Origin of the sequence: Micromonospora sp. NPDC093243, from assembly GCF_044753725.1 — a bacterium.
Lineage (GTDB): Bacteria > Actinomycetota > Actinomycetes > Mycobacteriales > Micromonosporaceae > Micromonospora.
In genome coordinates this window covers 891,658-903,497 of sequence record NZ_JBIVNT010000001.1, presented here as the reverse complement: position 1 = coordinate 903,497, position 11,840 = coordinate 891,658, and the positions used below count along the sequence as shown (strand labels likewise).

The 11,840-nt window shown below is 71.4% G+C and carries 10 protein-coding genes; 7 read left to right on the top strand and 3 right to left on the bottom strand.

What is annotated here, in order from left to right:
• Positions 1–39: 39 nt before the first annotated feature.
• Together ACIP9D_RS04050 and ACIP9D_RS04045 are read left to right on the top strand one after the other, a co-directional pair.
• Positions 40–633 carry a hypothetical protein gene (locus ACIP9D_RS04050; protein WP_350870812.1) on the top strand — a complete coding sequence of 198 codons (594 nt, stop codon included), beginning with the start codon at positions 40–42 and terminating at the stop codon, positions 631–633.
• A gap of 167 nt (positions 634–800) precedes the next feature.
• Positions 801–1,475, top strand: a complete 675-nt coding sequence (locus tag ACIP9D_RS04045; RefSeq protein WP_350870810.1) for a DUF1524 domain-containing protein — start codon at positions 801–803, stop codon at positions 1,473–1,475.
• Positions 1,476–1,642: 167 nt separating this feature from the next.
• Here ACIP9D_RS04045 and ACIP9D_RS04040 read toward each other — a convergent pair whose 3' ends face one another.
• On the bottom strand, positions 1,643–2,299 hold the full coding sequence (locus tag ACIP9D_RS04040) for a class I SAM-dependent methyltransferase (RefSeq protein ID WP_350870808.1): 657 nt from the start codon (positions 2,297–2,299) through the stop codon (positions 1,643–1,645).
• Between the two features lie 20 nt (positions 2,300–2,319).
• Here ACIP9D_RS04040 and ACIP9D_RS04035 point away from each other — a divergent pair, with 20 nt between their 5' ends.
• The 4 genes from ACIP9D_RS04035 to ACIP9D_RS04020 all read left to right on the top strand — a co-directional run bounded on the left by ACIP9D_RS04035 (position 2,320) and on the right by ACIP9D_RS04020 (position 6,354).
• Positions 2,320–3,021 carry an XRE family transcriptional regulator gene (locus ACIP9D_RS04035; RefSeq protein WP_350870805.1) on the top strand — a complete coding sequence of 234 codons (702 nt, stop codon included), beginning with the start codon at positions 2,320–2,322 and terminating at the stop codon, positions 3,019–3,021.
• 76 nt (positions 3,022–3,097) lie between these two features.
• Positions 3,098–4,750, top strand: a complete 1,653-nt coding sequence (locus ACIP9D_RS04030; RefSeq protein ID WP_350870802.1) for an MFS transporter — start codon at positions 3,098–3,100, stop codon at positions 4,748–4,750.
• Between the two features lie 43 nt (positions 4,751–4,793).
• Positions 4,794–5,207, top strand: coding sequence for a YciI family protein (locus ACIP9D_RS04025; protein WP_350870800.1), 414 nt, complete (start codon positions 4,794–4,796; stop codon positions 5,205–5,207).
• A 1-nt stretch (position 5,208) separates the two neighbouring features.
• Entirely contained in the window at positions 5,209–6,354 is a 1,146-nt protein-coding gene (locus ACIP9D_RS04020; protein WP_350870797.1) for a DUF6596 domain-containing protein, read from the top strand.
• Positions 6,355–6,426: 72 nt separating this feature from the next.
• Here ACIP9D_RS04020 and ACIP9D_RS04015 read toward each other — a convergent pair whose 3' ends face one another.
• Positions 6,427–8,271 carry a glycoside hydrolase family 15 protein gene (locus tag ACIP9D_RS04015; protein ID WP_350870794.1) on the bottom strand — a complete coding sequence of 615 codons (1,845 nt, stop codon included), beginning with the start codon at positions 8,269–8,271 and terminating at the stop codon, positions 6,427–6,429.
• 326 nt (positions 8,272–8,597) lie between these two features.
• Between ACIP9D_RS04015 and ACIP9D_RS04010 the strand changes: the two genes are divergently transcribed.
• Positions 8,598–9,839 (top strand): cytochrome P450, encoded by a 1,242-nt coding sequence (locus ACIP9D_RS04010; protein ID WP_350870792.1) that lies wholly within the window; start codon positions 8,598–8,600, stop codon positions 9,837–9,839.
• Positions 9,840–9,900: 61 nt separating this feature from the next.
• Here ACIP9D_RS04010 and ACIP9D_RS04005 read toward each other — a convergent pair whose 3' ends face one another.
• The gene (locus tag ACIP9D_RS04005) at positions 9,901–11,565 is read right to left on the bottom strand and encodes a Na+/H+ antiporter (RefSeq protein WP_400449333.1); all 1,665 of its coding nucleotides are present in this window, start codon (positions 11,563–11,565) and stop codon (positions 9,901–9,903) included.
• Positions 11,566–11,840: the final 275 nt, after the last annotated feature.

Below are 11,840 nucleotides of genomic sequence, written 5' to 3'. Positions count from 1 at the left end.
GGCGACGAGGTGTCTTCCTGTGCTGTTACTTTGCCAGCCGTGGATGATCAGCTGACGTGGATCGACCGCATCGTCGAGGCAACCGGATGGCGCCACGAGCCTGAGAGCGCCGTCGGCTGGGAGCAGGTGGAGGCTGAGCTCGGTGTCGCCCTGCCGTCGGACTTCAAGCAACTGTGTCGACGGTTCGTGCCGGGGTCGTTCTACGCGTACCTGGATCTGCTGCGGCCGGCCGACGGGCACCGTTCGCGGCAACTGCTCGCGGCCTGGGCCTTCTGCCGGAACGAGTCCTTCGCGAGTGTCTACGCCCCGTACGGGATCTATGGACCAGACAAGGGATCGGGCCTGATCCAGTGGGGTGACGACCAGGTCGAGGGGCAGTACTACTGGCTGGCGGACCGTTCGATGGAGCCCGACCGGTGGCCGGTGGTCGCTCAGAAGTACGGCGGCGGCGATCCGTGGCATCGGTTCGACATGTCGACGACGGAGTTCATCTACCGGATGATCGCGGATACTGGGTTCGAGCCGTTCACGGTGGCCGACCCGAAGCGTCGGGCCTTCTACCTGCCGTACTGGCAGACGATCTCGGGCGCTGAGCAGTGGGATGCTCTCACCAACCCGGACCGGGAGGGCTAGCCTTTCACGCGCCGAAGAGCGCCCACCGGAGTGCCAGCCGACAAGCGGGGTGGGGGCAGAAAGATGCCGAATGCTCAATGGCCGGACCGCAGCCTTTCACTGATACGTACTTCGATCGACATGATCGTCAGGGACGGTTGTCATTCCCCTGACGAGAGGCCCCCACCATGTCGAGCACCGCACCCACCGCCCGCCGCCGAAGCCTGCGGCGCCACGCCGCCGCCACCGTCGCCGCCGCCCTCGCCGGAGCCTGCCTGGCCGTGGCGACCGGGCAGCCGGCTTCCGCCACGCCGCCCGGCATCCCGTCGAAAGCGACCGCGCAGTCGCAGCTCAACGCGCTGACGGTCGCCGCGCAGGGCTCGACGAGTGGCTACTCGCGGGACCTGTTCCCGCACTGGAGCACCGTCAGCGGCAGCTGCAACACCCGCGAGCAGGTCCTCAAGCGCGACGGCACCTCGGTCGTGGTCGACAGCTCCTGCGCGGCGACCTCCGGGCGCTGGTACAGCCCCTACGACGGGGCCACCTGGACGGCGGCCTCCGACGTCGACATCGACCACGTGGTGCCCCTGGCCGAGGCCTGGCGCTCGGGCGCCAACTCCTGGACCACCAGCCGCCGGCAGAGCTTCGCCAACGATCTCAGCCGCCCGCAGTTGATCGCGGTGACCGACAACGTGAACCAGTCCAAGGGGGACCAGGACCCGTCGACGTGGCAGCCGTCGCTGTCGTCGTACCGGTGCACCTACAGCAAGATGTGGATCACCGTGAAGTACAACTGGAGCCTGACGCTGCAGTCCTCGGAGAAGTCCGCGCTGCAGAGCATGCTCAACACCTGCGGCTCCTGACCGCCGTACCCGCTTCCCGGCCGGCCGGACCGCCCAGCGGCACCACCGGCCGGGTGCTGCGGCGCGTCGCGTATCCGTACGTGCCGCTCACACGTTGCGCACGGCGCGAGGCCGCCCGCCGACAGCTCCTTCTGCCATCCGGGCGAGCGCAGCTCGCGACCGCGGCATCACCTCGGCTTGCGATGGGCTCTGACGACCAGGTCCTGGATGCTCATTCCCGTCGAGCCATGCCCGACCTGGCGGGTCCGGATCTCAGCCACGTCGACGTCCCACAGCTCCGCGCTCAGCGCACCTGTCACCGCGTCGGGACCGATCGAGGCCTGCTCGGGGGCGTGGGCCGCCGAGTGCTCGTCGCCGGGAGCGTGGCCGACGATGAGCAGCGTTCCGCCTGGAGCGACGGCCCGGGCCAGCCGGGCAACGAAGTCGCTGAAGGGCATGGTGGGGTGGACGTACTGGCTGACCACCAGGTCGTACTGCTCCGGCGGTTCCCAGGTTGTCAGGTCGGCCGCCAGCCAGGAGACGCGCGAGGCGATGTCAGGTTCCTGATGTGCCGCGAGGTCCTTGGCGTCGCTGACGGCTGTCGCCGAGACGTCGACCGCCGTCACCTGCCAGCCTTGCCGGGCGAGCCAGAGCGCGTCGGCTCCACGCCCGCAGCCCGCGTCCAGCGCCGACCCGACGGGAAGGCCGGTGAGCTCGGCCACCAGCTGGGGGCTCGGCGAGCCGTGTGTCACCGCGTGCTCCTGGTAGTGCTGCTCCCACCATTGCGGGCCGAACGCGGGGTGCTCCGCGTGCGGCGATCCCTGCTGGCCGTGAACCTTGTCCATCACTCGACTCCTGCTGACGGTTGCGCGAAGGAGACAGGTCACCGCTGTCTCGGCTCAACCGTAGGGTCCGCTTCGATTGCGGCAAGTGGCTTTGCGATTTTGGCAAGAAGCCGAGTATGGTGGCGGCCATGTCCCAGGTCGACCTCTCAGATGTCGTTCGTCAACGCATCCGCGGACTGCGCCAGGCGCGCGGCTGGAGCCTCGACTCGCTCGCCGCCCGGTGCCACCTCAGCGCGTCGACGCTGAGCCGGATCGAGACGGGTCACCGTCGCATCGACCTCGACCAGCTCGTGGCACTCGCCCATGCGCTGGACACCACGATCGATCACCTCGTGGAGCCCATCGACGACGCCGACGTGATCATCCGGCCGGTGCGGCATCAGGAGGTCGGTCTGACCACCTGGGTGCTGTCGCGCGACGCGGCTCAGCATGGTGGCCGCCTGGTGGCCAAGATGCGGATCACTCCCGAACGGCGCACCGGCCCCGGGGGTCTGGCCGTCCATCCCGGCCGGGAATGGTTCACCGTGCTCAGCGGCACCGCCGTGCTCTACCTCGGCGAGCGCCGGCTGACGGTCGGTCCGGGCGAGGCGGCGGAGTTCTCCACCATGATTCCGCATTCCATCGGCGCGCTGGGCGGGCCGGTCGAGATCCTCACGATGTTCGACCAGGACGGGGAGCGGGCGCACGCCGAGTCGTCCGGAGCGACGCCCAGCGCGGATTGACGGCCGCCAGCCACTGGTTCTTGCGGTTACCGCAAGGCGCGATGCCAGGCGCGCAAGGCGGCGTTAGCTTTCGCGCATGACTCTTCATCCCTCGTCCGCGCAGGTCAGCGTCGCCGACCCGGGGATCCACGACCCGCGCCGGCTGCGCGCGATCCTGATCGCGGTGTGCATCGCCCTCATGGCGGTCATCGCGTCCGTCTCCGGGCTCAACGTCGCTCAGCAAGAGATCGCCCTCGCCTTCGACGCCTCCCAGGGCACCGTCCTGTGGATCATCAACACCTACACCATCACCCTCGCCGCGCTGCTTCTGCCGCTCGGCGCGATCGGCGACCGATGGGGTCGCAAGCCGGTTCTGCTCGCCGGTCTGATCGTCTTCGGCGCGGCAAGCGCGGCGGCGGGTCTCGCCACGTCGGCCGAGGTCATGATCGCCACGCGTCTGCTCAGCGGCGTGGGCGCCGCAATGATCATGCCGGTCACCCTGGCCGTCATCACTTCGACGTTCCCTGACGAGCAGCGTTCCCGGGCAATCGGTGTGTGGACCGGTGTCGCCGGCGGTGGCGGCCTGCTGGGCATGTACCTGTCGGCGCTGCTGGTCGACGTGGCGAGCTGGCGGTGGCTCTTCGTCCTGCCGGTCGCGCTCGTCGTCGTGGCCACGATCATGGCGCTGCGCTCCGTGCCCAACTCGCGCGAGGGATCGCGGCACGGATTCGACGTCGTCGGTTCGCTGACCTCCGTGGTGGCCGCGGTCGGGCTGATCTTCGTCCTGCACGAGGGCCCGGAGCGAGGGTGGACCGCTCCCGCGACGCTCGGCAGCCTCCTGGTCGGCGTGATCGGCGCCGTCGGCTTCGTGGCATGGGAGCGGCGCCGGCGAGCGCCACTGCTCGACGTCCGCCTCTTCCGCGAACGGGGCCTCGCCAGCGGCTCCGTGTCGCTGCTGACGCTCTTCGGGGTGCAGGCCGGAATCTTCGTGGTCCTCTTCCCGTACTTCCAGGCGGTACTCGGTTGGTCCGGCCTCCGCGCCACCCTGGCCCTCATGCCGATGGCGCTGCTGATGATGCTGACCTCCGGTCTCGCCCCGCACGCGGCCGCACGCATCGGAGCCCGCGCGACCATGGCATCCGGGGTCTTTCTGGGCGGTGTGGGTCTGGCCCTCATGGCCGCTCTCGTCTCCGTCGACGGCGGCTATTTCTCGATCCTGCCCGGCATGATCGCCATGGGACTCGGCATGGGCCTGACGATGACCCCCGCCACCGAAGCCATCACCGCCGCCCTGCCGCGCGAGCGTCAAGGCGTCGCGTCCGCCCTCAACGACGTCACGAGAGAGTTCGGCACGGCGCTCGGCGTCGCGCTGCTCGGAGCCATCCTGTCCGCCGGCTACCGCAGCGCCATCGCCCCGCGGCTCGAGGGCGTTCCGCAGGACACCGCGGAGACCGCCCGCCACGGCATCGCCACCGCTCTCGCCACCGCCGACGGAGCCGGGCCCCAGGCGCAGGCACTGATCCGAGCCGCCCAGGAATCATTCGTCGACGGCTGGCGGCAAGCCATGTGGGCAGGCGTCGGCATCATGGCCATCCTGCTCGCCTACGTTCTCGCGCGCGGCCCCCGGAGCACTCCACCCGCCCGGGCCCAACTCCAACCAAGCCGTTCGCCAACGCCCACCGACAAGATGACCGACGAGATTTCGGCGGGCGATGTCGAGAACCGGTGGCCGGCTCCGTCCCCGGGGTGAGCGCGACCAGAATGGGTCGCAGCCCGAACCGAGGAGAACCACGATGGCCAAGTACCTGCTGCTGAAGCACTACCGCGGCGCGCCGGCTGCGGTCAACGACGTGCCCATGGACCAGTGGGCGCCGGAGGAGATCTCGGCGCACGTGCAGTACATGAACGACTTCGCGGCTCGGCTCGAGACCACCGGCGAGTACGTCGACGGTCAGGCCCTCGCCCCCGAGGGGACGTTCGTCCGGTACGACGGCGAGGGGCGCCCGCCGGTCACCGACGGCCCGTTCGCCGAGACCAAGGACCTCATCGCCGGCTGGATGGTGATCGACGTCGACAGTTACGAGCGTGCCGTCGAACTGGCCGGGGAACTGTCGGCCGCTCCCGGGGCGGGCGGGAAGCCGATCCACGAGTGGCTCGAGCTGCGCCCGTTCCTGACTGCGTCGCCCACCATCACGGAGTGCCACTGAGGTGAACGAGCTCCTGCTCCGGAGCCTCATGCCGAGCGTGCTCGCCATCCTCGTCCGCCGCGGAGCCGACTTCGCGGCGGGCGAGGACGCCGTGCAGGACGCGCTGGTCGAGGCGGTCCGCGTCTGGCCGGCCGACCCGCCGCGGGATCCGAAGGGCTGGCTGGTCACCGTGGCCTGGCGCCGGTTCCTCGACGCGACCCGGGCGGACGCCGCCCGGCGCCGGCGGGAAGACCTCGTCGACGACGAGCCGGCGCCCGGGCCCGCGCCCGAGGTGGACGACACCCTCCAGCTCTACTTCCTGTGCGCCCACCCGTCGCTGACGCCGTCGTCCGCGGTCGCGCTCACGCTGCGCGCCGTCGGCGGGCTGACCACCCGTCAGATCGCCCAGGCCTACCTGGTGCCCGAGGCGACCATGGCGCAGCGCATCAGCCGCGCCAAGCGCACCGTCTCCGGGGTGCGCCTCGACCAGCCCGGCGACGTCGCCACCGTGCTGCGCGTGCTCTACCTGGTCTTCAACGAGGGCTACTCCGGCGACGTCGACCTGGCCGCCGAAGCCATCCGGCTCACCCGGCAGCTCGCGGCCGCGATCGACCACCCCGAGGTGGCGGGGCTGCTCGCCCTCATGCTGCTGCACCATGCCCGGCGCGCCAGCCGGACCGCGCCCGACGGCAGCCTGGTGCCGCTCGCCGAGCAGGACCGTGGCCGGTGGGACACCACGTCGATCGCGGAGGGCGTCGAGATCCTGCAGGCGGCCCTCGCCCGCGACCGGCTGGGCGAGTTCCAGGCCCAGGCCGCCATCGCGGCCCTGCACGCCGACGCGCCCACCGCCGGGGAGACCGACTGGGTGCAGATCGTCGAGTGGTACGACGAACTCGCGCGCCTGACCGACAGTCCGGTGGTCCGGCTCAACCGCGCGGTGGCCGTCGGCGAGGCCGACGGACCGCGCGCCGGGCTCGCGGCGCTCGCCGCGCTGGACGAGGCGGTGCCCCGCCACACGGCGGTGGCGGCGTACCTCCACGAGCGCGACGGTGACCTGGCGACGGCGGCGCGGCTGTACGCCGAGGCCGCCCGAAAGGCCGCCAACCTCGCCGAGCGCGACCACCTGACCCGCCAGGCCGCCCGGCTCAACGCTCGCCGGGACCGCTGAGCGGTCACGTTCCCGCAGCTCCTGGCGCGGCCCGGGCCGTCCGCCCACCGCGAGTAGGCCCTACCGGCCCGGTCACTGCTCGCTCTCCGGATGGCCTTCCTGGTTGGCGGGGATGAGGCGATCGGGTGCCGGCGGAAAGTCGCGGTGTCCGGCGTCGAGGTCGGTGAGGTCTCCGGCGGCGTTGATGAGGCCGATGTGGGAGAAGGCCTGGGGAAAGTTGCCCAGCTGTTCTCCGCTGCGCGGGTCGATCTGTTCGGCGAGCAGACCCAGGTCGTTGGCCTGGGCGGTCAGTCGTTCGAAGAGCTGGCCGGCCCGGTCGCGCTCGCCGGCCAGCGCGAGGCAGCTGATCAGCCAGAACGAGCAGATGACGAAGCCGGCGGGATCGCCCTCCCAGCGACGCAGCAGGCCTTGGTGGGACAACTGCTCCTCGACCATCCGAATCGTGGACCGCATCCTCGGGTCGGTCGCCGGCAGGAAGCCGACCAGCGGCATGAGCAGGACCGACGCATCCAGGTCGTCGCTGTCGAAGGCACCCGTGTAGGCCCCCACCCGCTCGCTCCAACCCCGGCTGAGCACGGCGCGGCGTACCTCGTCCCGGGCCGTCGTCCAGCGGGCGATGTCTTCCTGCGAGCCGAGCCGGGAACCAAAACGGACAGCTCGGTCCAGCGCCGTCCAGCACTGAACCTTCGACGACACGTAGTGGCGCTCGGCGTCACGTGCCTCCCACATCCCCGCGTCGGGCAGGTGCCAGTCTCGCGCGGCCCGTTCGGTCATCGCCCAGAACACGTCCCGGAAGTCCGGCGGTATCGGGTCGAGGTGCTCGCGCATCAGCCAGGCCGCGCTGAGTGTCTCACCGTGTACGTCGTTCTGACGTTGCCGCCAGGCGTCGTTGCCGACCATCACGGGTTGACTGTTCGCGTAGCCGGCCAGGTGGTCGAGGTGGTGTTCGGTGAGGTCCCGCTCTCCCTCCACGCCGTACATGATCGGCACGATGCCCTCGGCCATCCCCATCGACCGTGCCAGCCACCCCACCTGCCGGGTGATCTCGTCGGTACACGCCACTCGCCAGAGCGCGTCCAGGGTGAAGCTGAAGTCGCGGATCCAGACGTAGCGGTAGTCGTAGTTCCGCGCCCCGCCCAGCTCCTCGGGCAGCGACATGGTCGGAGCGGCCACCACCGCCCCACTGGGCCGGTAGGTCATGCCCTGCACCACCAGCGCGCTGCGTCGCACCTGCTCCCGGTAGAGACCCTGGTAATCGTGCAGACCGAGCCACGACCGCCAGCCCGCCGCCGCGTCGTCGACCACCTGTTCGGCGTCCAGCACCGCCGGCGGGCCGGCGTTGTACGCCGGTGCGTACGCGAGGGTGAAACCGTGGGTTTCCCCGGCCCTTACCGTGAACGATCCGAACGCCTCGCCGCCCTCGGGGGACAGCGGAATGCTGGTACGCAGATTCAGCCGGGCCGCCGCCGCGGCGGCGACCAACGCGTCGTCCTGCCACACCAGCTGGGCGGTCATGCGGCCGTACTCGAACCGTGGCCGGTAGTGCAACCGCATCCGGACCTCGCCCGCCAGCCCGTGCACCACCCGCGCCAGCACTCGCGGCGAGTGCAGACCGACGTCGTGGCCGCGTGCGCCCGGTGCCAGGGCCAGTGCGTCGGTGATCGCCACACTGCCGGTGGCGGTGGTGAAGACGGTGCGCAGCACCAGCGAGTCGACCAGATAGGCACGTTCGGTCCGGAAGGCGCCCTCGGGACGGATCTCCCAGTGCCCGGCGTCGTCGTCGAGCAGCCGGGCGAAGACCGACGGAGCGTCGAACCGTGCCGGGCACCACCAGTTCACCGAACCCGCGCTGTCCACCAATGCGGCGCTCCGGCCATCCGCCAGGAACCCGTGGTCCGCGATCTGCCCCGATCCCATCCGGCGGACTACCCGAACGGAACTCACTGACACGTTTCGCCCCGGCACCGCCACGGCGTGCCGCGGAACCTTCTCTCTCAGGCGTCCGCCGGGCCGGTCTCGACGATGTCGTCGTCGAAGGCGGCCGCGAGCGCCTTCCCAGCCAGCTCGCGGCCCGGGGGATCACGGTGAACGCGGTTGCTCCCGGCGCCACCCGCACGGCGGCCAACGGATCGGCCTTGCGAGTGGTGGGCTGTTCCTCGGACCCCGCGCCTGACCACCGATCGCCGGCCAGCCTCGACGAGGAGGCGTGTTTACCGCCTGGCCCGCCGGGCAGGACTGCAACCATGCCCAGACGCTCCACCGTTCGCCTCGACAACGCTCTTCCGCTCGCCCTGGAGGGCTACGCCTGGCTGCCCAACCGGCTGCGCCGGGCCGACGCGGACGTGCTGCGGACCCGGCTGCTGGGGCTGCGCGCGGTGGCGTTGCACGGTCCGGCCGCCGCGCGCTTCTTCTACGACGAGCGGAACGTCCGCCGGCACGGAGCGATTCCGGGTCCGGTGCAGAGCACCCTGTTCGGTCACGGCGCGGTGCACACCCTCGACGGCGCGGCGCACCGGGTCCGCAAGGAGTTGCTCGTGGGGCTGCTGATGAACGGCGGCATCGACGGCCTGGTCGAGCGGGCCGGCGCCGCGTGGCAGGCCGCCGCCCGGGACTGGCCGACCCGGGGCCCGGTGGTCCTCTTCGACGAGGTCAGCCAGGTGCTGACCCGGGCGGTCTGCGACTGGACCGGCATCCCGCTGACGCCGGCCGAGGTGCCGGAGCTCGCCGCCGACCTCGTCGCCATGGTCGACGGCTTCGCCACGATCGGCCCCCGGCACTGGCGGGCCCGGCGGGCCCGGACCCGCCGGGAGAACTGGCTGGCCGCGCTGATCGAGCAGGTACGCCGGGGCGAGTCGAGCGCCGCGCCGGGCTCCGCGGTCGCGGTGGTGGCGGAGCACCGGGACACCGACGGCAGGGCGCTGGACGCCTGCGTCGCCGCGGTCGAACTGCTCAACATCATCCGGCCCACCGTCGCGGTGAGCTGGTTCGTGGCCTTCGCCGGGCACGCGCTGCACTGCTGGCCGGCGCATCGGGACCGGCTCGGCGCGGCCGACCCGGCGTTCACCGAGGCGTATGCGCACGAGGTCCGGCGGTTCTATCCGTTCGCGCCGTTCGTCGGCGGGCGGGCGGTGAGGGACCTGGCGTGGGAGGGGGTGCGCATCCCGGCCGGCGCGATCGTGCTGCTCGATCTGTACGGACAGAACCACGACCCTCGGCTCTGGCCGGAGCCGTACCGGTTCCGTCCCGAGCGCTTCCTCGGCCGGGAGATCGGGGCATTCGAGCTGGTCCCCCAGGGCGGTGGCGATCCACGCACCGGCCACCGCTGCCCCGGCGAGCTGATCACCGTGGCGCTGCTGCGGAATCTCGCCGCGCGGCTGGCCCGACTGGCCTACACGGTGCCCGAGCAGGACCTTCGCATACCCCTGCACCGCATCCCGACCCGACCGGTGGACGGCCTGGTGATCGAGGTCCGCCCGACGGCCTGACGGACCGCTCCCGCGTGGTGACCGGATCGGCGGCACCCCGACGGACGGCACGGAAACCGGGTCAGCGCGAAGCCCGGTTCGGGAGCAACAACTCCTCGTGGTCGAGTTCCCGTTCCAGGATGCGGAGCCCTTCGTCGGGCAGCCGGCCGGCGTCACGCCAGCGCAGCAGCTCCTCTCGCTGCGCGTCGATGGCCGCCCTACGGACCCGCAGCGCCGTCTCGTACTGGGGTGAGGTGGGTACCTCGGTCGACTCGGTCTGCTCCAGCAGGTCGAGCCGCCCGCGGTAGCGCGCCAGCCGGGTCAGCAGCTGGGTGCGGGTGGTGTTGACGGCCTCCGCGCTGTCCCGGTCGTCGGCGGCAACCTCGTCCAGGCGGGCCAGGGCAGCCTCGACCGCCGCCGAGCGGGCCTCGTTGCGGATCCGAGCCTGGTCGGTCTCGTTGGCGCGCAGGCCCAGCATCCGCACCAGCGGCGCGAACGTCAGCCCCTGCCCGACGAGCGTGACCAGGACGACCACGAAGGTGCAGAACAGCAGAAGATTGCGGTCGGGGAAGGGCGCGCCACTCTCGGTGGTCAGCGGCAGCGTGAAGATCGCCGCCAGGCTGATGACGCCACGGGTGCCGGACCAGCTCAGCGCCACCACTTCCCGGCGGTTGAGCCGGCGGGCGTTGCGGTCCGCGCGCGCGACCTGCCGGCTGCTGCTGGTCTCGTCGGGGTCGTCCTGGTCGGAGATGCCACCGAGGCGGGTGTGCAGCGACCGGGGGAGCGACTGGGTCAACACCAGCCAAGCGGGGCGGAGCAGCAGCACCACGCCGACCGATATCGCGACGGCGATGGCGATGGTGGACGGCTCGTACTGGCGCAGGCCGCGGACGACCTCGGGAAGCTGCTGGCCGATCAGCAGGAAGACGAAGCCTTCCAGGAGGAAGTCGACCAGCCGCCACACCGCGCTGGTCTGCAGCCGGCTGGCGCCGGAGTCGAGCTGGGGCGTGTGATGGCCGACGACCAGCCCGGCGATCACCACGGCGAGCACGCCGGAGACGTGCAGCTCCTCGCCCAACAGGTAGGCGACGAACGGCGTCGCCAGCGAGATGGCGTTGGACAGCAACGGGTCCACGGTCAGCGGCCGGGCCAGCCGCACGGCCCAGGCGACGACCGCTCCCACGGCGACGCCACCGACCGCCGCCAGCACGAACTGCCCCACGGCTGCCGGAAAGGAGAACTCACCACCGACGGCCGCGGCCACCGCGACGCTGAGGATCGTCAGCGCGGTCGCGTCGTTGAGCAGTCCTTCGCCCTGGATGATCGTGACCAGCTTCGGCGGCAGGTTCACCCGGCGGCCCACCGCCAGGGCGGCCACCGGGTCGGGTGGCGCGACGGCGGCGCCGATCGCGATGCCGGCGGCCAGGGTCGCCCCGGCGACGAACAGGTGGAACCCGATTCCCACGAGTAACGCGGTGAAGAGCACCAGCACCACGGACAGGCTGACCACGATGCGCAGGTTCCGGCGGATGCCCAGCAGCGAGGAGTCCAGTGCGGCGCTGTAGAGCAACGGTGGCAGCACGACCATGAGCACGAGGTCGGGATCGAGGCTGATGTTCGGCCCCGGGAGCAGCGCGTAGGCGATGCCGATGAGCGGCAGCAGCGCCGCCGCCGGCAGACCGGTCCGGGCCGCCACCCACCGCACCACCACGATGACCGCGACGGCGGCGAGCACGAACAACAACATCGTCTGTGTGCTCACCTGGTGACTTCTCCCTGAAGCGGCGCGAGGGTGCGAGACTGGGCGGCTCGACGGCCCGGCTCGCGGCTGAAACCGACCGGTCGGATCCGATCGGTGACGCCCGCCGACGCCGGATACGGGCTGGCAGCGCAGCCTGCGGAGGTGTCGAGCGTACCCGCTTGATCAGCCGAGACCCCTCGCTGCCGCCGTGGGGACTCCCGCGCGAACTGCCGTTGCCGGCCGATGGGGGAGCTTCACCATGGCCTCTCGGCGGTGGTGAC

Excerpts from the sequence above, each read along its gene's own strand:
- ACIP9D_RS04045 (WP_350870810.1), top strand. The coding sequence starts at position 801 with ATGTCGAGCACCGCACCCACCGCCCGCCGCCGAAGCCTGCGGCGCCAC.
- ACIP9D_RS04040 (WP_350870808.1), bottom strand. The coding sequence starts at position 2,299 with ATGGACAAGGTTCACGGCCAGCAGGGATCGCCGCACGCGGAGCACCCC.
- ACIP9D_RS04030 (WP_350870802.1), top strand. The coding sequence starts at position 3,098 with ATGACTCTTCATCCCTCGTCCGCGCAGGTCAGCGTCGCCGACCCGGGG.
- ACIP9D_RS04025 (WP_350870800.1), top strand. The coding sequence starts at position 4,794 with ATGGCCAAGTACCTGCTGCTGAAGCACTACCGCGGCGCGCCGGCTGCG.
- ACIP9D_RS04015 (WP_350870794.1), bottom strand. The coding sequence starts at position 8,271 with ATGGGATCGGGGCAGATCGCGGACCACGGGTTCCTGGCGGATGGCCGG.
- ACIP9D_RS04010 (WP_350870792.1), top strand. The coding sequence starts at position 8,598 with ATGCCCAGACGCTCCACCGTTCGCCTCGACAACGCTCTTCCGCTCGCC.
- ACIP9D_RS04005 (WP_400449333.1), bottom strand. The coding sequence starts at position 11,565 with ATGTTGTTGTTCGTGCTCGCCGCCGTCGCGGTCATCGTGGTGGTGCGG.